The organism is Nocardia vaccinii NBRC 15922, assembly GCF_001613305.1.
In the GTDB taxonomy this organism is placed as follows: domain Bacteria; phylum Actinomycetota; class Actinomycetes; order Mycobacteriales; family Mycobacteriaceae; genus Nocardia; species Nocardia vaccinii.
In genome coordinates this window covers 64,851-90,449 of sequence record NZ_BDCC01000066.1, presented here as the reverse complement: position 1 = coordinate 90,449, position 25,599 = coordinate 64,851, and the positions used below count along the sequence as shown (strand labels likewise).

25 protein-coding genes are annotated in these 25,599 nt (G+C 68.0%); 9 read left to right on the top strand and 16 right to left on the bottom strand.

What is annotated here, in order from left to right; all coding sequences use genetic code 11:
* Positions 1-49 precede the first annotated feature (49 nt).
* Both NV1_RS34625 and NV1_RS34620 read right to left on the bottom strand, forming a co-directional pair.
* Complete coding sequence (locus tag NV1_RS34625) at positions 50-472, bottom strand: Hsp20/alpha crystallin family protein (protein ID WP_067901443.1); 423 nt, start codon at positions 470-472, stop codon at positions 50-52.
* A 190-nt stretch (positions 473-662) separates the two neighbouring features.
* The gene (locus NV1_RS34620; RefSeq protein ID WP_067901396.1) at positions 663-2,003 is read right to left on the bottom strand and encodes a phosphoribosyltransferase; all 1,341 of its coding nucleotides are present in this window, start codon (positions 2,001-2,003) and stop codon (positions 663-665) included.
* Between the two features lie 256 nt (positions 2,004-2,259).
* On the opposite strand from NV1_RS34620, the gene NV1_RS34615 reads away from it, so the two are divergent.
* The 3 genes from NV1_RS34615 to NV1_RS34605 all read left to right on the top strand — a co-directional run bounded on the left by NV1_RS34615 (position 2,260) and on the right by NV1_RS34605 (position 4,802).
* On the top strand, positions 2,260-3,096 hold the full coding sequence (locus NV1_RS34615; protein WP_218027295.1) for a slipin family protein: 837 nt from the start codon (positions 2,260-2,262) through the stop codon (positions 3,094-3,096).
* Between the two features lie 524 nt (positions 3,097-3,620).
* Positions 3,621-4,070, top strand: coding sequence for a universal stress protein (locus NV1_RS34610; protein WP_067901390.1), 450 nt, complete (start codon positions 3,621-3,623; stop codon positions 4,068-4,070).
* A 60-nt stretch (positions 4,071-4,130) separates the two neighbouring features.
* Positions 4,131-4,802, top strand: a complete 672-nt coding sequence (locus NV1_RS34605; RefSeq protein ID WP_245714082.1) for an SRPBCC family protein — start codon at positions 4,131-4,133, stop codon at positions 4,800-4,802.
* Positions 4,803-4,911: 109 nt separating this feature from the next.
* Here the strand turns inward: NV1_RS34605 and NV1_RS34600 are convergent, their stop codons facing one another.
* From NV1_RS34600 to acsA, 6 genes are all read right to left on the bottom strand, one after another.
* Positions 4,912-5,793, bottom strand: coding sequence for an alpha/beta fold hydrolase (locus NV1_RS34600; protein WP_157117553.1), 882 nt, complete (start codon positions 5,791-5,793; stop codon positions 4,912-4,914).
* Between the two features lie 194 nt (positions 5,794-5,987).
* Positions 5,988-6,236 (bottom strand): phosphopantetheine-binding protein, encoded by a 249-nt coding sequence (locus tag NV1_RS34595; RefSeq protein ID WP_067901384.1) that lies wholly within the window; start codon positions 6,234-6,236, stop codon positions 5,988-5,990.
* Positions 6,237-6,240: 4 nt separating this feature from the next.
* Positions 6,241-7,698: a dihydrolipoamide acetyltransferase family protein gene (locus NV1_RS34590; protein ID WP_067901382.1), complete on the bottom strand. Its 1,458-nt coding sequence runs from the start codon at positions 7,696-7,698 to the stop codon at positions 6,241-6,243.
* Position 7,699: 1 nt separating this feature from the next.
* Positions 7,700-8,668, bottom strand: coding sequence for an alpha-ketoacid dehydrogenase subunit beta (locus tag NV1_RS34585; RefSeq protein ID WP_067901379.1), 969 nt, complete (start codon positions 8,666-8,668; stop codon positions 7,700-7,702).
* On the bottom strand, positions 8,665-9,609 hold the full coding sequence (gene pdhA / locus NV1_RS34580) for a pyruvate dehydrogenase (acetyl-transferring) E1 component subunit alpha (RefSeq protein ID WP_174557520.1): 945 nt from the start codon (positions 9,607-9,609) through the stop codon (positions 8,665-8,667). The genes NV1_RS34585 and pdhA overlap by 4 nt, the downstream gene beginning before the upstream one ends.
* 71 nt (positions 9,610-9,680) lie before the next feature.
* Positions 9,681-11,477, bottom strand: coding sequence for an acetate--CoA ligase (gene acsA, locus NV1_RS34575; RefSeq protein ID WP_067901437.1), 1,797 nt, complete (start codon positions 11,475-11,477; stop codon positions 9,681-9,683).
* Positions 11,478-11,680: 203 nt separating this feature from the next.
* Here acsA and NV1_RS34570 point away from each other — a divergent pair, with 203 nt between their 5' ends.
* Positions 11,681-12,511, top strand: a complete 831-nt coding sequence (locus NV1_RS34570; RefSeq protein WP_067901376.1) for a sigma 54 modulation/S30EA ribosomal C-terminal domain-containing protein — start codon at positions 11,681-11,683, stop codon at positions 12,509-12,511.
* Here the strand turns inward: NV1_RS34570 and NV1_RS34565 are convergent.
* Entirely contained in the window at positions 12,484-13,062 is a 579-nt protein-coding gene (locus NV1_RS34565) for a hypothetical protein (protein WP_067901433.1), read from the bottom strand. The genes NV1_RS34570 and NV1_RS34565 overlap by 28 nt on opposite strands.
* Before the next feature lie 246 nt (positions 13,063-13,308).
* Here NV1_RS34565 and NV1_RS34560 point away from each other — a divergent pair, with 246 nt between their 5' ends.
* Positions 13,309-13,863 (top strand): flavodoxin domain-containing protein, encoded by a 555-nt coding sequence (locus tag NV1_RS34560; protein ID WP_067901373.1) that lies wholly within the window; start codon positions 13,309-13,311, stop codon positions 13,861-13,863.
* 83 nt (positions 13,864-13,946) lie between these two features.
* On the opposite strand, the gene NV1_RS34555 is transcribed toward NV1_RS34560, so the two are convergent.
* Positions 13,947-14,225 carry a DUF1918 domain-containing protein gene (locus NV1_RS34555; protein WP_067901371.1) on the bottom strand — a complete coding sequence of 93 codons (279 nt, stop codon included), beginning with the start codon at positions 14,223-14,225 and terminating at the stop codon, positions 13,947-13,949.
* Between the two features lie 158 nt (positions 14,226-14,383).
* The gene (locus tag NV1_RS34550; RefSeq protein WP_084526211.1) at positions 14,384-15,817 is read right to left on the bottom strand and encodes a wax ester/triacylglycerol synthase family O-acyltransferase; all 1,434 of its coding nucleotides are present in this window, start codon (positions 15,815-15,817) and stop codon (positions 14,384-14,386) included.
* 285 nt (positions 15,818-16,102) lie between these two features.
* Between NV1_RS34550 and NV1_RS34545 the strand changes: the two genes are divergently transcribed.
* Positions 16,103-16,996, top strand: coding sequence for an ABC transporter ATP-binding protein (locus tag NV1_RS34545; RefSeq protein WP_067901430.1), 894 nt, complete (start codon positions 16,103-16,105; stop codon positions 16,994-16,996).
* On the top strand, positions 16,996-17,790 hold the full coding sequence (locus tag NV1_RS34540) for an ABC transporter permease subunit (protein ID WP_067901365.1): 795 nt from the start codon (positions 16,996-16,998) through the stop codon (positions 17,788-17,790). The genes NV1_RS34545 and NV1_RS34540 overlap by 1 nt, the downstream gene beginning before the upstream one ends.
* Before the next feature lie 34 nt (positions 17,791-17,824).
* Here NV1_RS34540 and NV1_RS34535 read toward each other — a convergent pair whose 3' ends face one another.
* Together NV1_RS34535 and NV1_RS34530 are read right to left on the bottom strand one after the other, a co-directional pair.
* Positions 17,825-18,736 carry a universal stress protein gene (locus NV1_RS34535; protein WP_067901362.1) on the bottom strand — a complete coding sequence of 304 codons (912 nt, stop codon included), beginning with the start codon at positions 18,734-18,736 and terminating at the stop codon, positions 17,825-17,827.
* A 51-nt stretch (positions 18,737-18,787) separates the two neighbouring features.
* Entirely contained in the window at positions 18,788-19,207 is a 420-nt protein-coding gene (locus NV1_RS34530) for a CBS domain-containing protein (RefSeq protein ID WP_067901358.1), read from the bottom strand.
* A 307-nt stretch (positions 19,208-19,514) separates the two neighbouring features.
* On the opposite strand from NV1_RS34530, the gene NV1_RS34525 reads away from it, so the two are divergent.
* The gene (locus tag NV1_RS34525; protein WP_245714081.1) at positions 19,515-22,136 is read left to right on the top strand and encodes a cation-translocating P-type ATPase; all 2,622 of its coding nucleotides are present in this window, start codon (positions 19,515-19,517) and stop codon (positions 22,134-22,136) included.
* A 14-nt stretch (positions 22,137-22,150) separates the two neighbouring features.
* Here the strand turns inward: NV1_RS34525 and NV1_RS34520 are convergent, their stop codons facing one another.
* The 3 genes from NV1_RS34520 to tsaA all read right to left on the bottom strand — a co-directional run bounded on the left by NV1_RS34520 (position 22,151) and on the right by tsaA (position 25,152).
* Positions 22,151-23,527, bottom strand: a complete 1,377-nt coding sequence (locus NV1_RS34520; protein WP_067901353.1) for an NAD-dependent succinate-semialdehyde dehydrogenase — start codon at positions 23,525-23,527, stop codon at positions 22,151-22,153.
* A gap of 7 nt (positions 23,528-23,534) precedes the next feature.
* Complete coding sequence (locus tag NV1_RS34515) at positions 23,535-24,467, bottom strand: endo alpha-1,4 polygalactosaminidase (protein WP_218027291.1); 933 nt, start codon at positions 24,465-24,467, stop codon at positions 23,535-23,537.
* Between the two features lie 187 nt (positions 24,468-24,654).
* Positions 24,655-25,152 carry a tRNA (N6-threonylcarbamoyladenosine(37)-N6)-methyltransferase TrmO gene (tsaA, locus tag NV1_RS34510; protein WP_245714080.1) on the bottom strand — a complete coding sequence of 166 codons (498 nt, stop codon included), beginning with the start codon at positions 25,150-25,152 and terminating at the stop codon, positions 24,655-24,657.
* A 157-nt stretch (positions 25,153-25,309) separates the two neighbouring features.
* Here tsaA and NV1_RS34505 point away from each other — a divergent pair, with 157 nt between their 5' ends.
* Complete coding sequence (locus NV1_RS34505) at positions 25,310-25,573, top strand: GlsB/YeaQ/YmgE family stress response membrane protein (RefSeq protein ID WP_067901352.1); 264 nt, start codon at positions 25,310-25,312, stop codon at positions 25,571-25,573.
* Positions 25,574-25,599 lie beyond the last annotated feature (26 nt).

The following is a 25,599-nucleotide window of genomic DNA, read 5'->3' as shown; positions in this document are numbered from 1 at the left end:
ACTAAATCGGGTCGCGTCAGTGGATCGGCGCAATCCACGCTTTGCGCGGCTAATCGGCGGACTTCACCTCGATTTTGGTGACCTTGTGCTTCGACTCGCTCAGGGGAACGGTGACCGACAGGATCCCCTTGGCGTAGCTCGCATCGATGCCCTCCTCCTGCGCGCCTTCCGGCAGTGAGACGGTGCGCTCGAACGATCCGTAGCTGAACTCCGAACGCCCATCCTGCACATGGCTTTCGCTGCGCTCGGCCTTGATGGTCAGCAGACCGCCATGCACGGACACCTCGACATCCTTGGCCGGGTCGATGCCGGGGATCTCGGCACGAACCACGTAATGAGCGTCGTCGACCGACTCCTCCACCCGCAACACATGGCCGCCCAGCATCGGTGCCAGCCCGGGTGCCAGCCCACTCCACCAGTCGCTGATGTCGGGCAAGAGCGAACCGGGGCGATGGACAGGAAGTACGTTCATGATCACTCCTCGACTGTGTAGTGGGAAGAAACGCTCACTCCGATCTCACCGCTCCCGCATCCGGGCCCCTAGAGCACCGAGTCTTCACCCCGAGGTGACATAGGTCACCGGCCCGAGCGTCTCCGCGAAAACGCTCGCGACCAGGGGGCATGGCGGTCCGGACGCGGGCCGGGACGGGGCGCTCGGATCGTCAGGTCGATCCTGCCGATGTGGCCGGCGTCGTGGTGGGCAGGCGAGTGGTGAACCAGTCACATGCCAGTTCGGCGGCTTGGCGCAGCGTGCCCGGCTCCTCGAACAGGTGGGTCGCGCCGGGCACCTCCCGAACCACGGTTTCGCACGACATCGCTTGTGCCGCTTGGTTGTTCAGATCCATCACGGTGAAGTCGTGTCCTCCGACGATCAGTAGGGTCGGCGCCGCGACCGCGGCCAAGGCTCGGCCGGCCAGGTCGGGCCGGCCACCGCGGGAGACCACCGCTCGGATGTGCACGCAGGGGTCGGCGGCCGCACACAGCGCCGCGGCGGCCCCGGTACTGGCGCCGAAATATCCGACCGGCAAACCCGCGGCTCGCCCCTGTCGACTCAGCCACTCGGTCACCTCGACCAGCCGCCGGGACAGCAGATCGATGTCGAACACGTTGGCGCGGTCGATTTCCTCGGCTGGTGTCAGCAGGTCGAACAACAGCGTGCCCAGCCCGGCGCGCTGCAGCACCTCGGCGACGTAGCGGTTGCGCGGGCTGTGGCGGCTGCTGCCGCTGCCGTGTGCGAATATCACGATCCCGATCGGATGCTCCGGGATCGTGAGATGACCGGCCAGCTCGGTCTTTCCGGCCTGCACCCGGACATCGTCATCGCACAACGGCGGGTCGTCGTCGGGGACCGGTCGCAGTCCTGGCTCACGGGTGGCGGCGCGGTGCAGCAACTCGACGACCTCGCGGTCGCTGGTCTGCCCGAACTGCCGATACCATTCGCCGACCGCGTAGAAGAGCATCGGCTGCGCCAGGCAGATCACCTCGTCGGCCTCGCGCCGCAGGATGTGCAGCGCGGCGCGGGACGCGACCGGTACCGCCAGCACGATGCGTGCGGCACCGTGGGCGCGGGCGACCTGGCATGCGGCGCGGGCCGTTGCGCCGGTAGCGACACCGTCGTCGACGATCACCGCGGTCCGGCCCGACAAATCGATGCGCGCCCGACCTGCGCGGAACCGAACGGCCCGGCGTTCCAGCTCCGAGCGCTCGCTCTGTTCCACGCGCGCCATCTCGTCGTCCGTGAGCCGCGCCTGCTGCACAACGCTGGTGTTGATCACCCGGACACCGTCCTCACCGATGGCGCCGAAGGCGAGTTCCGGCTGATGCGGGACGCCGAGTTTGCGTACCACGATGACATCCAGCGGCGCGTCCAGCCGCCGAGCCACCTCGAATGCGGCCGGGACACCGCCGCGCGGCAGTCCCAGCACGACGACGTCTGCCGCCCGCAGTGGCTCGAGACGCTCCGCGAGTCGACGGCCTGCTTCGGCCCGATCTTGGAAATACATCGAAACCTCCTGAACACCGACTGTTCCCAGCCTCCCGAAGAACCCGCGCCATCGGCAGGTCCGGTAGTCACGCGGCCTGGAGCCGTTGGGCCCTGAGATTCGGTACCTCGCTCCCGGATCATGCGTTCGCACGCGGCGGGAGGCTTCGGCGGGGACGTTCGTCCCGGTGGGAAGGAACCGAATGCTCTGGAGAGCGCCTGGTACCGCGCGCATTCTCGAGGCGATATGCCAGCCGTGAGAAGGGGCAGCCATGAACATGTTCACCGGAGTCGCCATCGCTGTGGTGCTGGTGTTGGTGATCGCGGGGGCGCTATCGATTCGGGTGGTGTTCCAGTATCAGCGTGGCGTGCTGTTCCGGCTCGGACGCGTGGTCGGAGTCCGGCAACCGGGGCTCAGATTCATCATCCCGATCATCGATCAGATGCGGCGGGTGTCGATGCGGATCGTCACCATGCCGATCCAGTCCCAGGGCATCATCACTCGTGACAATGTCAGCGTCGACATCTCCGCAGTCGCCTATTTTCGCATTGTCGACGCCGAGAAGTCGGTAGTCGCCATCGAGAACGTGTACGCGGCGATCGATCAGATCGCTCAGACCACGTTGCGCAAGGTCGTCGGCCAGCACACCCTCGACCAGACTCTCGCGGAGACGGACGCCATCAACGCGGACATACGCAAGATTCTCGATACCACGATCCTGGAGTGGGGTGTCGAGGTCACCCTGGTCGAGCTGAAGGACATCCAGCTCCCCGACGCCATGCAGCGCGCGATGGCCCGGCAAGCCGAGGCCGAACGGGAGAAGCGCGCGAAAATCATTGCCGCCGAAGGCGAATCCCTGGCCGCCGCGGCGTTGGGCGACGCATCGGACACGATGATGGCCCACCCGCTGGCACTACAGCTCCGCAATCTGCAGACCCTGGTGGAGCTGGGCGTGGACAAGAACACCACAGTGGTCTTCCCGGCCTCGTTGATGAGCGCGGTCAGCGACATCACCACCTTCCTGACCCGCGAGATCGCGGCTACCGCGGCCGGACATCCGGCGAACGAGCGGCATGCCCATGTCTCCGACGGAGTGCTGGAAATGCCGAACTGACCCGGCCACCGGGCGCTGATCACCCGGTACCGAACGCAACGACCCGGCCGACGGCTCGGGCGTGCGAGGGAACGATGATCCGGATCCATTGCGGCGTAACGGAGATCGATCCGGCCGAGTACAGCGCGATGCCGGTGGTGAAGATTCGCCGGGCGCGAGGCGGCTCGCGCGGCAGCGGCCCAGGTGTGACGTTCTCAGGGACCGAAGATGACCTTCGGCACGCGTGCGAGGGTGCGGGGCGGGGGCATGCTGAATGTGCCGGGGAAACCCGGCAGCTGATCTGCCCGAGAGAGGTGGACGGGGCCACACACAGAACACTGAGCCTGGGTGGAGCCCGACGTCGCAAGACGGGTTCACGCACTCGGGCAGACCCATGAGCAGCCCGCCCGGCCATGCGACGCGGATCGGGCGCGGATGCGGACAACACGCGGTGGCCATCGGCCGGCTTTCGGTTGCGGACTGTGCGGCATGTCTGAGCAGCGCTCTGCTGGTAGGCGGTGCTCGCGAGGTTCTGGAGGTGTGCAGTGGCTCAGGACGGTTCCCGGGGCCGGATCGTGGTCGGCGTGGACGGTTCGGATTCGAGCAAGATCGCGCTGCGGTGGGCAGCGGCCCAGGCGCACTCGACGGGTTCGAAGCTACAGGTCGCACAGGTCTGGCAGCAGCCGGTCACCTACGGTGCGCCGGTGCCCTTCCCCGATGTCGATCTGGTCGAACTCGCACGCGAGGAGTTGCAGGGGACCGTGGCCGAAGTACTGGGGCCCGACCCGGACGTGCCGGTGGTGACCCGGATCCTGGAGGGGCAGCCGGCCGAGGTGCTGCTCGACCTCGCCCGCGATGCCGATTTGCTGGTCGTCGGCAGCCACGGCCGCGGCGCCTTCGCCCGGATGCTGTTGGGCTCGGTGAGTCAGCACTGCGTCCAACATGCGAGCTGCCCGGTTGTCGTGGTTCCGGGCATCGAACGGCAATCCGCATAGCCGCAGAGGTACGGCGGCCTGGTTCCGGCCGTGCAGTGATGATGAAGGAGTCACGTCGTGGTGAGCGCCAAGATGCTGAAAACCACGAAAACCGTTGCCGCGGTTGCTGTCGGCGCTGCGCTATTGTTGGCCGGCCTCGAGGCCGGCTATCGGGTGTTCGTCCGGACGAGGTGGCTCACCTGGGGTGCGAGCGGCGAGGAGATCGCCCGCGTCATGGCCGGTGACGACCTGCTACCGGTTCCGGACATCCTCGCCACCCGCGCCGTCACGATCCTCGCCGGGCCGGGGACGATCTGGCCGTGGCTGGTGCAGATGGGGCCCGGCCGGGCCGGCGCCTATACCTACGACTGGATCGAGAACCTGCTCGGCCTGGACGAGCACAGCTCCGATCGAATCACGCCCCAGTTCCAGGGCCTTGCGGTCGGCGATGTCCTCGGGCTGGCGTCGGCCGGTCCGCGCCTGCAGGTGGTAGCGCTCGAACCCGAACGCGCGCTGGTCCTGGCTTCCCAGGACGGCAAGCGGGTGTGGTCGTTCGGGCTCTACCCCACCACTGGTGGCACCCGGCTCGTGAGCCGCAACCGCATCGCCACGCCGCGCGTTTCGTGGCCGGCGCGGATGTTCGACCTGCTCGTCACGGAGCCCGGCAGTCTCATCATGGAACGAAAGATGCTGCTCGGTATCAAGCAGCGAGCCGAGCACAGCCCGTGCTCGTGCGGTGTGAGCGACGGCTGATTCCCGGCCGACTCGCCCGGCGTCGCAGCGTGCGCGGAAATGCGAACCGCGGATTGCCACGCCCCGGCGAGGCTTGCAGCGCGGAACCGGCAGGGGCGCGGGCCGACAGTCACGACGAGCGGTGCCGCGCCGCGCCGTGATCCGGGGCGGAGGGGTACCCGGCATCTGCGGGCGAACGTTCCATGGCCCGGAATACCACCCGACCGAACCGGTCGGGGTCGGCCAGCAGCCAGCTGTGGCCACCGCCGACCGTGATCGCGCGAATGGCGTTGTGAGCGCCGCACAGCGCCGCGGTAGCGGCGGCCGGGACGACCGCATCGTTCCGGCTCGACACGACCGTGACCGGTATTCCACGATGGCTCAATTCGCCGAGTTCACGCACCAGATCCGCGGTGCGGGCCAAGCAGCCCGTGCGCCACAGAGCCAGCGGATTGACCACCGCTGCGGGCACCACCTCTCGCAGGATGGCGGGCAGGGCACGGGGGGAGCCGCGGACCGGGAGCAGGTCCAGGTACAGCTGGGCAATCCAATCCCACAACGGCCGATCGGCCATCGGGACAGCCGAACCGTCGGGGCCGGTGCGCCATACCGTCCCGCCGACCGCGTTCATCAGCACCAGGTGCGAAACCAGTTCCGGGGCTTGGTGCGCGGCGATCGCGGCCACACTGCCGCCGAACGAATGCCCGATCAGGACGACAGGACCGGTATCGAGCGACTCGAGATACTCGCCCACCCAGGAGGCGTACCCGCACAAGCTGTTCCGGTCCGCCGATAGCGCGGCGGTGCCGCCGAAACCCGGCATGGTGGGCGCATGGACCCGCAGCCCGCGGCGTTCGAGCTGACCCAGCGGCGTCTGATAGGTCCGCCCCGCCAGACCCCATCCGTGCAGGAAAACGATGGTGCGATCGACACCTTCCCGCGGCGTCGGAACCGAGCCGTTGTCGACTGCCTCGCCGGATCCGAGCGCGGTGGCAGCCGATGTGATGTCCATCACTCCAATATCCGCCTCGCCCACACACCGTCACAGGGCCGACTGCCGGTCGCCCAGAGGCCCAAGGCCCTCGGCTCGGTGAGGACCTTCCGCCGCCCCTGGGCCCGCTGTCCGACTTCAGGACAGGTCGTGGGGCTCGAACCGCACAGCTGCCCGGCATTCGTCACGACGCACGTCCGCGGCCCTACGCCGAATCAGGAGGTGAGGAAATCGATACAGGAACGAATCGTGGTCAATCGCGGATAGTCGCTTTCGGCAATCGCCTCGCCCCGTCCGGCAGAGAGTCGCTCGACAAAGGTGAGGAAGTCCAGGGAGTCCAGTTCCAGCGCGGCGCGCAAGGGCACGTCCTGGTCCAGGGTCCCCAGTTCGGATTCGGTGGCGAATCCGCGCAGTGCGCTCCGTACGACCGCGCCTGCGGATTCTCGGGTATCGATGATGGCCATATCTTCAGAGCTCCTGTGGACGTTGGATGAGATCGCCGATGGCATGGAGGAAACGAGCGCCGGTCGCACCGTCGCTGGCGCGGTGGTCAGCGGAGAGCGTTGCGGTCAGCTGTGGTCGCACACCGACCATGCCATCCACAGCACAGGGGCGTTCGCGCACAGCTCCCAATCCGACGATGGCGACCTGGGGGACCGCGATCACTCCGTAGACCGAATCCACGCCCATATCACCGAGATTGGTCACGGTGATGGTGGCCGCGGTGGTGTCCGAGGATCGCAGCCGCCCGGCCCTGGCACGCGCGACGACCGAGCGCAGTGCCGACATCATCGCCGGGAGGTCCAGGCCGTCCGCGTCGGCGATCGTCGGCACGATGATGCCGCCCCCGCGCAACGACACGACCACGCCCAAGTGCACGGCTGCCGCGGGCTGGAAGCAGTCGTGCACCCAGTAGCCGTTCAACTCCGGCACCTGCCGCGCGGCGCCGGCAATAGCGCGAAAAAGCACCGCGGGCAACAGTATTCGGCTCTCCACCGAAGCCGTCGCGTTCCTCCGGAGCAGCCAGTTCGTAGCGGCGGACACGTCGATGGTGTCGGACAGGTAATAGTGCGGGACGGTTTGCTTGGAGCGCACCATCGCGGCCGCGATCATCGATCGCATAGCCGCGACATCGCGTCCGGGGCCGACGGATTCGGTTCCGGGAGCCTGGGCCGTGGCCTCGGTGGGCATCGTCTCCGCGGACTTCTCGGTTCCCGAGCCGGGCGGCGCGGGCGGTAGGTCACCGGCTCGCACCGCACCGCCCGGACCGCTCCCGGTCGCGGCGGACAGGTCCAGGCCACGGGCATCGGCGAGCCGCCGAGCCAGTCCCGACGCGCGGGTATGCCGCACGGGGCTCGAATCCGTCGATGCGGCCGGACTCGGACCGCCGCGGACTTTTCCGTCTTCCCGGTGCGCCGCCTCGTGCTCCCTGACCGCCGAGTCGATATCCGAGCGCAGCACTCGTCCCGCCGGGCCGGTCCCGTGGAGCGCGTCCACATCGAGGCCGGCTTGCTCGGCCAGCCGCCGGATCAGCGGTGTCATCCGTTGCGGTGGAGTCTGTTCGGATTCGGCTGACGAGGCGGCGGGGGCCTGCGACCCGGATTCGGCCGCGACCGCGAGAGGTTCGCGTGGCGCGAGTTCGGCGTCCGTTCGCGCGGTGGCCGGCTGCGTTGGGGACGGTGCACTCGGAACCCCGTCACCGATCGTGGCCAGCACCTCGCCGACCGGCACGGTCCGGCCTTCGGGTACTCGAATCTGCTCGACGACGCCGTCATCGAAGCATTCGATCTCGATCGCGGCTTTGGTGGTGTCGACCTCCGCGACGATGTCACCGCGTTTCACCGGGTCACCGGGGTGAACGAACCAGTGCAACACGGTGCCCTCGGTCATATCCGCGCCCAGCGAGGGCATCCGGAATTCGATCACCTCAGCCCACCGCCTCCCGGACCGCGGCCATAACCGTGGCCGCTCGGGGCAGCGCGGCCTCCTCGAGCTGGCGTGCGTACGGGATCGGTACCTCGGCGCTGCAGACGCGGCGAACAGGTCCGTCGAGGTCGTAATAGGCATGTTCACAGGCGCGAGCCGCGATCTCCGCGGCGATGCCCACGCTGCGCCAGCCCTCGTCGACGACGATCAGCCGATGCGTCCGGCACACCGATTCGAGCAGCGTCTTCTCATCGAGCGGACGCAGGGTGCGCAGATCCAGCACTTCGACCGAAATCCCGTGCGCGGCGGCCTCTTCGGCGGCGGCGAGGGCGACCGGTACGGTCGCACCGTAGGCGACGACCGTGACATCGGTGCCGGAGCGACGGATTGCCGCATTGTCCAGGTCGACGATACCGGCGTCCTCGGGCAGGTCGGATCGGCTGTTGTACAACGCGATCGGTTCGAAGACCAGAACCGGGTCCGGGTCCTGCACAGCGGATCCGAGCATTCCGCGCGCGTCGGCGACGGTCGCCGGGCACACCACGCGCAACCCCGGGATGTGTGCGTAGAAGGCTTCCAGGCTGTGCGAATGTTGCGCCGCCAGTTGACGTCCCGGGCCGGTGGCCATCCGGATGACCAGCGGCACACCCAACTGTCCGCCGGACATGTGCCGGATGGTGGCCGCGTTGTTGAGAATCTGGTCGAGTGCGAGCAGGCTGAAATTGACCGTCATGACCTCGACGATCGGCCGCAGACCGCCGAGCGCGGCACCGATCCCGGCCCCGACGAACGCGGACTCGCTCAGGGGTGTGTCGCGAATGCGTCCGGGCCCGAATTCCTCCAGCAGTCCTCGGGTGACTCCGTAGCAGCCGCCGTAGGCGCCGACGTCCTCACCCATCACGAATACCCGCTCGTCTCCGATCAGGGCATCGCGCAGGGCCGCCCGCACCGCATCCCGATAGGTCGTCATGGCCGCTCCGCGTAGACGTGGCGGGTCAGTTCGGAGATGGGCTCGACGGGCGCCGCCTCGGCTGCGGTGATGGCGGCGTCCAGTTCCGCATCGGCGTCCGCTTCCAACGCGGCCTGAGCGCCGTCGTCGAATTCGCCGGTGTCGCGTAATCGTTCGGTCAGCAGCCGGATCGGGTCACGCTCGCGCCAGCGCGCGATCTCCGCCTTGTCGCGGTACCGATCGGCATCGTAGAGCGAATGCGCCCTGAACCGGTAGGTGCGCAATTCCAGGAAGCACGGACCGCTACCGCCTCGAATCGAAGTCAGCGCGCGCCGCGACGCCGCGGCAACGGCCATCGCGTCCATTCCGTCGACCGGCCACGCCGTCATGCCGTATCCGGCCGCCCGCAACGCCAGATCGGTCATCGCGTGCTCGCGAGCCAGCGCGGTGCCCATGGCGTATTGATTGTTCTCACACGCGAACAGCACTGGAAGCCGCCACAGCGCAGCCAGATTCATGCACTCGTGGAACTCCCCTTCGGCGACGGCGCCGTCGCCGAACAGGCACACGGTGACCCGGTTCCGCCCCGCCAGGCTGTCGGCCAGCGCCAGGCCGGTCGCCACCGGCAGCCCCCCGGCGACGATCGCATTTCCCCCGTAGAACCGGCGGCTCGCATCGAACAGGTGCATCGAACCACCGCGCCCGTGGCTGCACCCGGTGGTGCGCCCGAACATCTCGGCCATGAGCGCGGACATGGGAATCCCGCGCACCAGGGCGTGGCCGTGCTCGCGGTAGGTCGAAACCACCGCGTCGTCCTGCCCCACCTGGCTCAGCAGTCCGGCAGCCACCGCTTCCTCGCCGATGTACAGGTGCAGGAACCCGCGGATCTTCTCGGCGCTGTAGAGCTGCACGCAGCGTTCCTCGAAACGACGGATCCGGATCATCTCGCGCAGCAGCCGCATCGGATCGAGGCCCGGTTCGGGCTCGGCCGCGATATCGGGCGCCACGACCTCGGGCCGGATATCGGTGGTGCTCATCGTGCCGTCTCCAGAGTCGACAGATCACCTTCTGGCAGACCCAATTCGCGTGCTTTGAGCAACCGGCGCATCACCTTTCCGGACCGCGTATGCGGCAGGCTGTCGACGAATTCGACGTGTTTGGGCGCGACCGCGCCCAGCGCGCGGCGGCCGAATGCGGTCAGCTCGGCGCGCAGGGTCTCGTCGGCTGTGAACCCGGGGCGCAACAGCACGAACGCCTTGACCAATTCCCCCGCGACCGGATCCGGCGTGCCGATCACGCCGGCCTCGGCGATCGCCGGATGCGACATCAGCACGCTCTCCACCTCGAACGGCCCCACCAGGTGCCCGGCGGATTCGATGACGTCGTCCGCACGACCGACGAACCAGTAGTAGCCGTCCTCGTCGCGGCGGGCCAGATCACCGGTGAGATACCACCCGTCGGCGAACGCGTCCGCATACCTGACCGGTTCGTTCAGATAGCCGCGGAACATCGAGGGCCAGCCCGGCCGCAGGGCCAACTCGCCGACTTCACCGGTGTCGGCCTCGATCACCGCACCGTCGACCACCGCGGCCCGGCCGCCGGCGCCCAGTCGCAGTATCGTCGACTCCACTCCGGGCAGCGGGCGCCCCATCGAACCGGGACGTATCTGTGCCGCAGCGATATTGGCGATCATGATGGCGCCGGTCTCGGTCTGCCACCAGTTGTCGTGCACGGGGCGCCCCAGCACACCATCACTCCACACCACGACCTCCGGATTCAGCGGTTCGCCCACGCTGGCCACGAACCGCAGGCAGGACAGGTCCGTCCCGGCCGGCAGGTCGTTCCCGTGGCGCATCAACATCCGCAGTGCCGTCGGTGCGGTATACCAGACCGAGATCCGTTCCGCGGTCAGCACGTCGTACCAGCGTTGCGGATCGAATTCGGCCTCGTCGCTGATCACGGTCGCTCCCAGGCTCAGCGGTGCGATCACCCCATAGGACATGCCGGTCACCCAGCCCGGATCGGCCGTGCACCAGAACACATCACCGCCACGCAGATCCAGCGCGGCGCGCGCGGTCGCCCGATGCGCCACGATCGCGCCGTGCACATGCACCGCCCCCTTGGGCCTGCCGGTGGTGCCGCTGGTGAAGTGCAGCAGTGCCGGATCCTCGAAATCCGTTCGCACGACCGGGAATTCGGTTTCGGCCGCGGCCATCGCCGCGGGCAGCGAGACGAGTCCCGGCAGATCATCTTCGGCGTCGATGACGATGACGTGCCGCAACGCGGGAAGCGCGTCCCGCACCGGCGCGACCTTACGGCGATAGAAGGCGGAAGTGGTGACCAGCGCGCTCGCCTCGGACAAGGCCAGGCGCTGGCGTACCGGCTCCGGCCCGAACGCCGAGAACAGCGGCGAGACGACGCAACCGGCCTTCCAGGCGCCGAGGGATGCGATGTACAGCTCGGGCGTGCGCCCCAACAGGGTGCACATCCGCTCCCCGCGATGGATCCCGAGTGCATGCAGGACATTGGCGAACTTGTTGCTCAGCGCGACCAGGTCCGCACAATCCAGGGTGGTACTGCCGCCGGTCGCCGACAACCATCGCAGCGATGGCGTGGGCCCGGCCGGCGAATCCAGATGCCGGTCGACCGCCTCCACGGCGATGTTGACGCCACCGCCCGGAAGGCCGGCCAGCTCTGCCCGAGCGGTGTCCCAACGGAATTCACGTCGTGCTCGCGCGTAATCGCCGATATTGGCGGAGTCGATGTCCGCAGCCGACTTCTCGATCGGCGCATACCGTGCCGTGCCCGCGTCGTGTCTCACCGTGCCCATCACGTCCACGCTCCCGCCATGGCGTCGTTCCCCGCCATCCTCGAGTCCCCCCGCCAACCTCGAGTCAACGACGCGCGGCTCGCGGGTGAAAGAGCGGAAAGGCACCGGGCAATGGTGACCTCGGTCGTGAGGGCCGCCCGGTGACCTTCTGCCCTATTCGCGACTGCAACGGTCGCGGTGGTATTGGGCGAAGGAGTTCGATCATGACCACCGGAACCATGCCGCCCGACCGTCGACGGGAGTTTCGTGCCCGTTCGAGCGCGGTGACCGGTTACCGCGCCGCCGAGAAGATCGCCGTTCCGGTCATCGATGTGCGGCTCGACGGCCCGATTCCGAACATATTCGGTGACTACGCACGCCAGCGGATCGGCAGGGTAGCCGAGCGGTCACCGTCACCGATCACGGCGATCCGGATCCGCCTGGCAGCACGCCACGAGTCGGCCGTCGTCAATCCTTTCGTCGCGCAGGTCGATATCGCCGCCTCGAGACCGGTGCGGGTGCAGGTGACCGGGGCGAGTGCCCCGTCGGTGGTGGACTCGCTGCGGGCGCGGGTGTGGACGCGGCTGCGTACCTTGTCGGCCGGGAACGCCATCGAGGGTGAGCGTTGCCCATCTCAGGCAGAGCCGTTGCTGTATCTGCGGCCGGTTCGGCAGCGAACGGTGACGCGCACCAAGTTCTTCTGCTTGAAGACCCGGACGCCACCGCAGATCGCGCTCGACATGGCCCTGATGGACTACACCTTCGAATTGTTCCGGGAAACCGGTGCTGCCACCGACAGCGTGCTGTATCGCACCTCGCATGGAGACTATCGGCTCACCCGGCTCGACCTTCGGCCGCACTCGGTGATCACGGGCGATCTGCCGATCAGTATCGACGATGCCCCGGTCCCCGAACTGGACCGTGCCGAAGCCCTCAGCCGGCTGTCACTGAGTGCTGCGCCGTTCCTGTTCTACCGCGACCGCGCTCTCGAGCGGGGCTGCGTGCTCTACCACCGCTACGACGGACACTACGGATTGATGACGTCTCGGCGATGAACGGCATCGACCGGCTGCCACCAGGCATCGCTGTCGTGGTCGCCGAGAGCGAGCAGATCGCCTCGGAGCACGCCGGGAACAACATGATAGTCGATCGAACCGGGAACGCTGACCGGCGCCAGTACCCGCCAGAGGGTGCGTGCGTACACTTGCGCCGACTCCGGGCCATCCCATTCATAAATTCCCCGGTAGGTGCCGTTCTCGTCGTGCCCGAGCCACAGTTTCGTGATGAAACCGGGAAATCCCGCGAACAGCACGGTATTGAGCACACTCTCACGCCGGAACAGCGCGTGTCCCCGACCACGCACGGCGCGCAACCGGAATCTCACGACCAGGACACACGGTGCTCGCGGCACCGGGCGATCGAGGACGGTTTCGCGAAATACCACCGCGGTGGTTTCGTCCGCGAATCCGATCAGCAGTCCGCGGTTGCCGGTCGGCAGGTGAATCCGTCCGGCCAGTAACAAGCCGAGCGTGGTGAACAGACAACGCACCACGGCAGCGGCTGCCGGTCCTGCGCCGAGCGGTTTCGGTTCCGGTACCGAACTCATGCGGGCCAGCATGTTCCCGCGGCGCATCGGCTTCCAGAGGCGTCATGCCCCTGCGTGGTCGACCAATGTCCCGGTATCGACCGGTGCCGCGATCCCGCCGATGCGGTCAACGCTGTCGGTGCCACAGTGTTATTTCGGGATACGGCGATATTCCGGGGATACGGCACGATGGCCGGGACATTGGTCCCGCCGGGCCGGGCACGAGTCCTCTCACCTGTGGATCGACGCGGGCGCAGGCTGCTTGGTATGGAACCGCAGCTACCCCGCATCGCCGTGATATACGCGACCGACCAGGGCTCGACCTGCGAGATCGCCGAATTCATCGCCGAGAGCCTGCGGGCCCGTGGCGCCACCGTCGAATTGGCCGATGTCGAGCATGCGCCGGACTTGACCCGTTTCGATGTGGTGGTGCTCGGCAGTGCCGTACACGATATGGCCCTGCTGCCGAACGTCGCCGAATACGTGCATCACCACGTCGAGGAACTGAACGCCGTACCGGTCTGGCTCTTCAGCGTCGGCGCGGGACCGGCGCTGCGCGGGCCGATCGGCCGCAGGATCGCCGCACACGTTCCGAAAAAGATTGCCGCACTTCGCGATGCGATCCACCCGGTCGAGTATGCGGCATTCGCCGGACACTACGAACGAGTCGGGGTCTCGCTGCCCGCCCGCACCCTCTACCGGCTGATGGGCGGCGGCCGCTACGGCGATCTGCGCGACTGGAACGCCATCATCGGCTGGACCACGTCCATCGCCCGCACCCTGCGGCTACCGCAGCCGCTGTCGACACCGACCCATCCATAACCCTCGCCGCCGCCGGCGCACCGGAACCGGCGCTGCGCTCGTGTGCGGATACGTTGCGGCACAACCCGATTACCGCACGGCGATCATTTCACCCGGTGCGCACGCGCGTCCGGCGCGGTTTCGCGCTGCATCGAGGAGAACCGTTCCTGCGCCACTGTCTCCTGCGCACGCAGTTCATCGGCGCTCACGACATAGGAGTCCGGGCCGGGAAACATCAGGGCTCGATGTCCGGTGTCGGTCCAGTGCACGAGGAACGGCGGTTCACCGTCAGGGCCGTGGACCTCCTCGATCAACCCGCGCCGCACCGTCCCGCCTACCGCGCGTCCCTCCACGACCAGCCAGTCTCCGACATTCGCTCGCATGGCTCGACCTCTCGCTCGTCACGTTCGAGCTCTCGGACCCATATCCTCGCCCGGCCGAGTGACCGGCGCCAGAGCCGTTGGTCACGGGGCATCGCCGAGGCCCGTCGGATCGGCTCGACCTGCCGGTGTCGCCCTATCCGGGCCGGGTGAGCCCTTCCTCAGGACGGTGAACCACCGGCGCTTCGAGTCGAGGAGCGATCGGTGGCCGACCCGCGCGATTTGCGGGCGGCGTGGTCGCGAACCAGCTCCATCCGGCGTCGCGGCCGCTGGCCGCGGGCGTGTGCCAGCAGCACGGCGACCTCGGTGGCGATGCCGGAGGCGATCGCGTCGATATCGGGTGCGGTGTCGCGGTCGCCGGTGATGCCGAAGGTCAGAACGTCGCCGTAGCTCAGGATCGCGATCGTCGTGCGGACTCGCATGGCGATCGGGATGCACGGCCACATCTCGAGCACGTCGCGGCCGCCCAGTCTCAGCCGATGTCGCGGTCCTGGGATATTGGTCGCCAGCGCCGAGACGCCACGCTGCGGGAACCACGATGCCAGCCGGAACACCATCCCGACGAGTCCGGACGGCAGCCATCCGGCCAGTCGCAGCAACGACTGTTCGGCCTCGGGCTCGCCCCGGGTCCGATGGCGCGCGATGCGCTGATGCGCGGCCAGCAGCCGTTCGACCGGATCGACGACCTCGATCGGGAGATACGGGACCATCGCCGAAACCCGGTTGTCCAGAACATATTTCGCGTCGGGCTTCCGCATCGAGACCGGCACCACGATCCGCAGGGTGCCCGCTGCCGGATGCTCCCCACGGCGCAGCAACAATCCACGGTACGCCGCTGCGATGGCGGCGACCGCCACGTCATTGACAGTGACGCCGTACGCCGCGCCGATCTCGCGCACATGCGGCAATTCGGTACGCGCGACCGCGTAGCGACGTTGCCGGCCGATGGGACCATTGAGCGAGGTCTCGGCGACCGGTGTCACGGCAGCCAGCAGTACAGGCGCCAATGTTCGCACGGTGCCGAGGGCGACACGGGGGACGGTATAGGGCAATCGGAGCACACCGGACAGCAACCGCGCCGGACCGATGTGCGAAGGCTTTGCGGTTCCCGCGGGCCGGCCATCGGGAATCGGATCGCAGAAGCTTTCGAAAAGGGTCACTCCCGAGATCCCGTCGATCACGGTGTGGTGAGCCTTCGTGATCAGTGCCCAGCGCTCGTCGGCGAGGTGTTCGACCACCACCACCTCCCACATCGGATGGTCGCGGTCCAACCGTTCGGTGAGTTCGGTGGCGACCAGCTCTCGCAGCTCTTGCTCACCGCCCGGGTCCGGCAGCGCGGTCCACCGGATATGGTGCTCGAGATCGAAATTCGGGTCGTCCTCCCACACCGGCGCTTTCAGATCCAACGGCGTGCGCCGTACCCGTTGCCGCAACCGGCCGTGGCTCTCCAGACCACGATCGATCCACGCGCGCAGCTCAGCGGGCGTCGGCGGCGGATCGTGGAGGATGGACACCGTCCCGATCCCCATACTGACGTGCCGGTCGCTGTCCTCCATCGCCAGAAATCCCGCGTCCAACGGACCCAATTCCGCCATCATTCGACACCAATCGTCAGCTCGGTAACGCGCCGCCGTCGACGACGGTCCGCTTCTCTACGACCGCCTCCAGTCGACCAGCTCGTCACCGGCTCCGGGAGGGGCGAACGTCCCGCACCATACGGACATAGGTCGGGGTGCACGGTCCGATGGCGATCCGGGACCGTCCCGCTCAACGGAATCGCACGCTGATCTCGACGTAGGACCGGCTGTGGTGACATGAGTCAACGCGAGCGGGTGCACAGGACTCTGCAAGCGCTCGTCGCGGCAGCGCAGGCTGTATCCATGCCGCCGGTAATCGCGATACAGGGGCTGACCAAGTTCTACGGCCGCGTGCCCGCCCTCGTCGACGTGAGCTTCGAGGTGCCGGCCGGGGTGGTCTTCGGATATCTGGGCCCCAATGGCGCGGGCAAGACGACGACCACCCGAATACTGGTCGGCCTGATGCGGCCGACCCGCGGCTCGGTGAGCGTCGCGGGGGCGGACACGGTGCGCGCGCGATCGGCCGCGCAGCGGCACATCGGTTACCTCCCGGGCCAGTTCGTCCCCTACCCGGAGCTGACCGCCGAGCAGTATCTGACCTACCTCGCCCGGCTGCGCGGCGAAGTCGACCCCACGGTGCTGCATGGCCTGGTCGAGCGCCTGGACTTGGACCTGTCGATACGGATCGCGGCGATGTCGCACGGCAACCGGCAGAAGGTCGGCATCGTGCAGGCGTTCATGTCCGACCCGGATGTGCTCGTGCTCGATGAGCCGACCCAGGGTTTGGACCCGCTGGTCCAGCGTGAATTCCTGACGATGTTGCGAGAGGCCCGCGACGCGGGTCGCACGGTGTTCCTGTCCTCGCACATCTTGTCGGAGGTGCAGGCGGTCGCCGACACGGTTGCGATTCTGCGCCACGGTCGGCTGGTCGAGATGCGATCGGTCACCGCCTTGACCGCACAGGCGCAGCGCCGACTCGATCTCACTTTCGCCGGCACACCTCCGGATACGCGGTTGCTGCGTGCGGTGGGCGGAGTACGGTCGGTCGACGGTGCGGATCACGTGATCCGCGTCGAAGTGGATGGATCGACAGCCGAGCTGTTGAAGTTCGTCGCGCCCTACGGCGTGCGCGACATCGTCAGTCACGAACCCGACCTCGAGGACATCTTCCTCACCTACTACGGGCAGGACCACTGATGTTCGGCACGGTGTATCGGAAATGCCTGCGAGATCAACGCCGCGGGCTGGTCGGCTGGAGTGTCGGCATCATCGCGCTGGTGCTCCTGGAATCGGCGCTGTGGCCGTCGATTTCGCATATCAGCGGACTCCAGCAGCTGCTGAACAACTATCCGGAAGCGCTGCGCAAATTATTCGCCATCGACGAATTCTCCACCGGCACGGGGTTTCTCAACACCGAGCTGTACAGCATGTTGCTGCCCGTCCTGTTTCTGGTGTTCGCGGTGTCACGAGGCGCCCGCGCGATCGCCGGTGAGGAGGAGTCCGGCACTCTCGAGGTGCTGCTGGTGACCCGGGTGACACCGATGCGGCTGGTGCTGGAGCAGGGCGCGGTTCTGCTCACCGGGCTGGTCCTGCTCGGCGCGGTGTTGTTCGCTGCCGTTGTCGCGTGTTCGGCGGTGTTCGGGATGCATGTCGGTATCGCCGCCGCCGCGAGCGGTTCGGTGGCCATGATCGCGCTCGCCGCGCCGTTCGGTGCGCTGGCCTTGGCCTTGGGGGCCATGACCGGACGCCGCGCGAGCGCTCTCGCGGCCACGAGTGTGCTGGCCGTGGGCACATACGTGCTGTACGCGGCCTCGAAGATCGTCGACGCGGTGCGCCCCTGGGGTCCGTGGTCACCATTCCAGCAGGCGCTGGACACCGGCCCGATGGGCGCAGGGCTGCGGCCGGGCTATCTGTGGCTCGCCATCACCGCGGTGGTATTCATCGTCGCGGCCCTGCCGGTATTCGACCGCCGCGACATCGCCGCGGTATGAACAACCACGAACCGTGCGAATCCGGCCGCGCTGGTTACTGTTTCGGCGGATGCACAACCATCACGGGGCACTGGGCGTGCTGCACCAGCGAATTCGATGTCGAGCCGAGCAGCGCACCGAGGAATCCGTCTCGCCCACGGCTGCCGACCACCAGCAGTTGCGCTGATTTCGCTGAATCCAACAGTGCGGTAACCGGATCGGACATCAGTACCTGACGAGTGACCGGCACGTCCGGATATTTCCCGTGCCAGCCCGCCAGTCGTTCGGCCAGAACCGCGTGCTCGCTCACCTCTATTTCCGGCACCGAGTACAGCACGTACGGGTCCGCCGCATACAACCCCGAGTTGAGGTCGTGACACGCATACACGGCCAGCAGGCCGGTATCGCGTTCCGCGGCTTCCTCGAACGCGACGCCGACCGCTGCCTCGCCGGCGCGGCTGCCGTCCACGCCGACGACCACCGGCCCCCCGCCGGGTAGCTGATCGCCCGCGCTCGAGTCCGCGCGGACTACCACAATCGTTCCCTGCCCGTGAGCAACCACCCTCAGCACTACCGAACCGACGTGCGCGGCGAACCCGCTCGCGCCGACGGCGCCCATAACCACCAGATACGCCTCGGCGCTGTGCCGCACCAGCACGCCGGCGGGCGTGGCATCGGAAACCTCGGTCGACACCCTCGAACCCGGCTCCGCGGCCAAGGCCCGGTACCGCGCCCGCTCGACGATCGCCGCCCCTTTCGCGCGCAACCCATGCTGGACCGAGTCGAGCCACGCAGCGTAACGGCTCGATCCCCGACGCGCCGGCGCCAGCCCGAGCCCACAGACGATATGCAGCTCGCGTTCGCGCTGCGCGGCCAAGCCGGCCGCCCAGTCCAGGGCGAGATCAGCGCCCGCCGATCCATCGACCCCCACCACTACCGATGCCGAAGCAAGGCGATGCACGTCCATCCGAACCTCAACCTCCGATGCCATCCGACCGATCACCCACGGCGTCAGGGCTCACTGCCCCGCGTACACGCTCTCCACGAACTCCGCGATCTCGTGCTCACCCAGGTGCCGGCCGATATCGGCTTCGCTGATCATGCCCACCAGCCTCTTGTTCTCGATGACCGGGAGCCGCTTTATCTGCCGGGCCTCGAGTTCGCGGAGAACATCGTCGACGCTGGTATCGGCCTCGACCCATCGCGGAGTTCCCTCGCACAGGTCGGCGCAGGTCGTGCGCGCCGGATCACGACCGACAGCAATACCTTTGACGACGATGTCGCGGTCGGTGATGATCCCGCACAGCCGATCGTTCTCATCGCTGATCGGTAGCGCGCCGATATCGAGTTCACGCATCACTTGGGCCGCGCGGGCGAGCGTGTCCGCACGAGAAACCCAGTGGGCACCCGGATGCATGATGTCCTTGGCTGTGGCCATTATGTGCCTCCTGTTCGAACGACATGACCTGTTCACCATCACTCCATGTCTTCACCCACACAAAGAGGACAAAGTCCCGACCCGTCAGCCGGTTTGCACGGCCCGACCCCGCAGCGCCGGTCAGCCGGTGCGATATCGGCTTCGGACGCCGGCACCGAGATCGCCGGAACCGGGCCGGAGGGCCCTTCCCCCGGTGACCTCGGTGGGCAGCGGGACAGGCGGGCCATGCGGAAACGTGAGATCTGCCGGGTACCGGCACTGCGGTGCCCGGAACCCGCACCGGCCGGTGCGGGAAGGGTCTCCGTCGATGGCGCGGAATGGACTGGTCGAGATGTCGCGGACTCGGATCGGATCGGCGGCGACGCCGGGGCTGACATCGGCCGAGGCGGCCGATCGGCTGGCCCGTGACGGTGCGAATGTGTTGCCGCAGCGGCCGCCGGTCCGGTGGTGGCAGCGGATCGCCGCGCAGGTGCGCGATCCGCTGATCATGGTGCTGCTGGCCGCGGCAGCGCTGACCATCGTGACCGGCGACTGGACCGACATGTCGGTGATCCTTCTGGTGGTCGTGGCCAACACCACCGTCGGCGTCGTGCAGGAGGTGCGCGCCGATCACGCCATCGCGGCATTGTCGAGGTTGACCGCCCCGACCGCCACCGTGATCCGGGATTCGGCTCGGCACGAGATTCCCGCCGCCGGTGTGGTGGTCGGTGACCTGTTGATGCTGGCCGAGGGTGACATCGTGGCAGCCGACGCGGTGGTGAGCGAGGCGGTGGCGCTGCGGGTGGACGAGTCCGCGTTGACCGGCGAGTCGGTCCCGGTGGACAAGTCGGCAACCGGCGACCGGGCACTGTCGGCGGGCACGGTGGTCGTGAAAGGCCGTGCGCGGGCGGTGGTGACCGCGGTCGGGGCGGCGAGCGCTACCGGACGCATCGCGCGATTGCTGGACAAGGGCGGCGGCGGGCTGACCCCGCTGCAACGCAGGCTCACGGATATCGGCCGGATGCTGGCCGCGGTCACGGTGGGATTGTGCGCGATCGTGCTGGCCATCGGGCTGTTTCGAGGGCAGCCGGTGGAACTGATGGTCGTGACCGCCATCAGTCTCGCGGTCGCCGCGGTCCCGGAATCGCTGCCGGCCGTGGTCACTCTGGGGCTGGCGCTGGGCGCGCGGCGCATGGCCGCACGCAATGCGCTGATCCGCAGGCTTCCCGCAGTCGAGACACTGGGCTCGGTCACGGTGCTGGCCACCGACAAAACCGGGACCCTCACCGAGGGACGGATGGTTGCCCAGCGGCTCTGGACTGCCGTAGCCGAGGCGACCGTCACCGGATCAGACGACACTCCGAACGGCGAAATCCGTACCGGCCAAAAGGCTCTCACCGACTCCGAGATACCGGAGATCACCGCGCTGCTGACCGCCGCGGCGCTGTGCAACGACGCGCATCCGACTCCCCCGGCCACCGCCGGCGGGCCCTGGGGAGCGCTAGGGGATCCGACCGAGATCGCGCTCCTGTTCGCCGCGAGCAAACTCGGCCTCCGCCACGACGAAGTGAACGCGCGAGCGCCGCGTGTCGATGAGCGGCCGTTCGACAGTGACCGCAAGCGAATGAGCACGATCCACCGGCTGCCCGGCGGACGATATCGGGTGATCTGCAAAGGCGCCCCCGAAGCGGTGCTCGATTCCCACGTGCTCGCCGACGACCCGGCGTCGTCGACAGCAGCCCGCGAATGGGCTGATCAGTTGGCATACAACGGTTTCCGGGTGCTGGCCGTAGCGCAGGCCGACCGGGACATCGCACCGGCGACGGGCTCGGATCCCGAGCAAGGACTGGGGCTGCTCGGCCTGATCGCCATCGTGGATCCGCCCCGTCCCACGGCCGCCGGCACGATCGCAGCCTGCCGGCAGGCCGGGATCCGTCCGGTGCTGATCACCGGCGACCACCCCGGCACCGCCCGCGCGATCGCCACCGAGGTGGGCATCATCGGCGCCGGAGATGCCGTTCTGGACTGCCGTGCTCACGCCGGACAGGGTCTGCCGGACGCGGCGGTGTATGCCCGCGCCACTCCGGCGCAGAAACTCGACATCATCGAAACCCTCCGCCGCGGCGGCGAAATCGTCGCGATGAACGGCGACGGGGTCAACGACGGGCCCGCACTGCGCCGCGCGGACATCGGCGTGGCGATGGGCGGACGCGGCACCGAGGTGGCTCGCCAGGCCGCCGACCTCGTCCTGGCCGACAACGACCTCGGCACGGTCGTCACCGCCGTGGAGGAAGGCCGCCGCATCTACGCCAACATCCGCCGCTTCCTGGTCTACGGCCTCGCCGGCGGCGCGGCCGAGATCGCGGTCATGCTCGCCGGGCCCTTCCTGGGCATGGCACTGCCGCTGCTCCCGGCCCAGATCCTGTGGATCAACCTGCTCACCCACGGCCTGCCCGGCGTCGCGCTCGGTGGTGAACCCGCGGACCCGGATCTCATCCGGCGCGCGCCCCGCCCCCCGACCCAGAGCATCCTGGGCGCGGGACTGTGGCAGCGGGTGGTGCGCATCGCGGTCGTGCTGACCGCGGTCACGCTCGGCGTCGCGATCTGGGCTCAGCACACCGGCAGGCCCTGGCAAACAATGGCCTTCTTCACCCTGGGCGCAGCCCAGCTCGGCGCGGCGCTGGGCTCCCGCGCTCGGCCTCGTTCACCGGCGAATCCGATGCTGCTGGTCGCGGTCGCCGCAGCGCTGGCTCTGCAACTGGCCGCGCTGTATCTGCCACTGTTGCGGGATCTGCTCGGTACCGCCCCGTTGACCGGCACCGACCTGCTCGTCGTCGCGGGCGTGTCCACACTCGGATACGCCGCCGTCCGACTCGATCGCATCCTGCACCCCGGTCGCCGACGAACCGTTTCGGCACAAGACATCCGTCCGGACGATGGATCACCGTGAAAACTGCCGGGCGGCTAGCGAACCGAGACCCGCCGAAGTTTGACGTTGACGAACTCACCCATGCCCCAGCGCGCCAGTTCACGTCCGTACCCCGAGCGCTTGACACCGCCGAAGGGCAAGCCGGGCAACGTCGTTCCGTGCTCGTTGACGTAGGCCATTCCGACGTCGAGACGGTCCGCGACCTGCGCGGCTCGTGCCAGGTCGGCGCTCCACACCGAGCCGCTCAGGCCGAAGCCGACATCGTTGGCGAGCCGGACCGCGTCATCGACGCAGGAGGCCCGGTACGCCATGGCCACGGGACCGAAGATTTCCTCGGAATAGGCGTCCATTCCCGGGGTGATGCCGGTCAGGACCGCCGGTTCGAGGAATGCTCCATCACCGTCGCCCGGTGAGCCGCCCGTGTGCAGGGTCGCTCCCTGCCGCACGGCGGTACCGACCTGGTCGGCGACAGTGTCTCGTGCGGACACCGAGGACAACGGACCCACCTCGGTTCCGGTGTCCGCCGGATCCCCGACGACCGCACGATCGAATTCACTCACCAGGCCCTGCACGAAGTCGTCGTAGAGTTCGTCCAGGACGATGAAGCGTTTCGGGGAGTTGCACGCCTGGCCCGCATTCGCCAGCCGCGCCCGCGCCGCGATCCGGACGGTTTCGGCCATATCGGCGGTGTCCAGCAGGATGAAGGGGTCCGAACCGCCGAGTTCGAGAACCGACTTCTTCAGATTCTTCGAAGCCTCCGCGGCGACCGAGGCCCCGGCACTCTCGCTTCCGGTGAGCGATACTCCGCGAATCGCCGGATGTGCCAGCAGCTGCGCGATTTGCCTCGCGCTCGCATACACGTTGATGTACGCGTCGTCGGGCACTCCCGCCGTGTGCAATACCTCGGCGACGAGTTCGGAGGAGGCGGCGCAGATGGAAGCGTGCTCGAGCACAATCGTGTTGCCCAACAACAGGTTCGGCGCCGCGAAACGCGCGACCTGATAGTACGGGTAGTTCCACGGCATCACTCCGATGAGCGGCCCGATCGGCAACGTCTGCACCACCGACTCCTGGGCGCCCTGCGGATCGAGTTGCTCGGTGGTCAGCAACTCGGGGCCGTGCTCTGCGTACCAGCGATAGATATCGGCGGCCAGTCGCACCTCCGCGGCCGCCTGCTCGATCGGTTTCCCCATCTCCCTGGTGATGGCCGCCGCCAGCTCGGCGGACCGCTTCTCGTACAGATCCGCGGTCCGCGCCAAGGCAGCGGCGCGTTCGGCCACGGGCGTGCGCCGCCAGCTCCGGAACCCCTCGGCCGAACGTTCGGCGATACCGGGAATCCGGTCATCGGGCAGTCCCGGGAATTCACGCTCGGTGATGCCGGTGGACGGGTTCGTCGTCACATAAGTACTCACATCGCTCCTACCTGTCGAGGCAAGGTGCCATCGCCGGGGTACTACCCCTCTCGACCGGCACCATGCGCGCCCGATCCCGGAAAGCGGGGTGACGGTGACGGGACGGGCACGCCGTTGCGGTCAGCAGACGGCGCGGAAGTAGCCGGGCGCACCCGCGGGGGCGACCCCGCGGTCGCGCCGGACGATGCTGAGCGATCTGCTCCAGTGGGCGCAGGCATTGCTCGAACCGGCGGCGGTGTATTCGATGACGATGACATTGGTCGCCGAACGCGGCGGTGTATTCGTCGCAGTTGTCCTGCTCGCCGCATTCTTCGGCAATGGCGAAGTCGAGGCCGTTCTCCTGGCGCCGGTCGGCCAGTTCGGAGGTGTTCTTCTGCGCGACGGCCAGGCCCTTGTCGTGCGCGTGGGCAGACAGCAGGCGCACATAGGCCTGGGCGTCGCGGTCGGACAGCAGACCGCGGGAGCGCGTGAAGCTGTCGTAGTTGTCCGGCTCGATGGCCTGATAGCCCTTGTCCGCGCAGTCGTCGACCCAGGCGTCCACCTTCGCCGCGATGCGCTCGCGTCTGTCCGCGGTTCGCAGGTCGAGCAGCGCCTCGTTCCAGTCCTGGTCCAGGACGACCGTGCCGTCGGGGGCTCGCAGCACCAAATCGCCCCATTCGGCCGCACTACCCGGCTGGGCCTGGAATGCGTTCACGTAGCAGATGTTGTAGGTCCCGGCCGCGGGCTGCGCGGCGTGGTCACGGGCGACGACTCGCACTCCCGGCGGCGGGGTGTAGGCGCCGCCGATCTGATAATCGAATCCCGCACCCGCCGTCGGCAGAGCGACACCGGCCGCCGGGAGGCCCCCGGTACCCGGGGGCGCGGACGGCGAACACGCGGTGCACCCGGCAACCGCAGCCGCCAACGCACCGGCCAGGACTCGAGCGCGAGGGCGAGTCATGGTGAATCGTGTTGGGCACAAACCCCATCTCGGGGCACGGCCCCGGATCTCGGCGACCCGATGTCCCAGGCCGTGACGTTCGCGACGCCGGTGGTGCAGGTGGCCGACCCGTGACCATCACAGCGAGAAACGAGCCGACATCGGACAGGATCAGCACCGGATGATATCGCTTGCCTCGGGGCGCGGCTCAGCGATCGTGTGACCGATGCTGCGGCAGTACGGGTTTGATGTCCAGGATCGGCGTGCCGTCGATCGCTTCCAGGTCCGCGACGTGGATGCGTGCGTTGTCGTGGTCCACCGCGAGGATCCGCACGGTGTGCAGGCCGATCGGGTAGGGCCGGTGCGGGGAACGGGTGCTGAACACACCGGTGCGTGGTGCGGACGGGTCCCGGCGGGGGTGCACGGTGAGGGTGTCGCGATCCGCGCGATCAAGCCAGGTGAGCACGACCGCCTCGGTTCCCGGGCGCAGATCCCGCATGGCGGGGGCGAGCCCGGGATCGAGCACCAGCCGGCTCGGCGGCGCACCTTCGTCGCCTTGCTTGGGTGCGGTCTGTGGATCGGTCAGGTCGGATTCGACTCGCCCGATGGGGCGCAGCTCGAAGGTATCCATCAGCAATTCCGCTCCGTAGAACACGAGTTTTCCGTCCACACCGTAGCCCCCGGGGCCGGGCAGTGGACGTTTCACCGGCGGCGGGCCGTGTACCGCCGGCGGCGTGCCACTTCGATTCCGTTGTCGCCGTGAAGTTTTCATCCGTCCACAACCCGAACGTGACCGTTGCGCGGCGTGCGGCTGCTACCGTCGAGGTGGGGTTGTCGGTCGCCCCTACACGAGGAGGCATGCCATGGGCATCATCGCCATGATCATCATCGGTTTGATCGTCGGAGCCATCGCACGCCTTCTGGTTCCGGGCCGCCAGCGCATCGGCTGGTTGGCCACCATCATCGTGGGCATCGTGGGCAGCTACGTGGGTGGCACCCTCGGCAGTCTGGTGTTCGCGCCGCACGTGTTCAGCATCCACCCACCCGTTCACCACATGTTCCTGGGCTCGATCGTCGGAGCGGTGATCGTGCTGCTCATCGTCGACGCGGTCCGCAGGCGAGCGTGACCGCCGCCGGCCGGAGACCGGCGAAG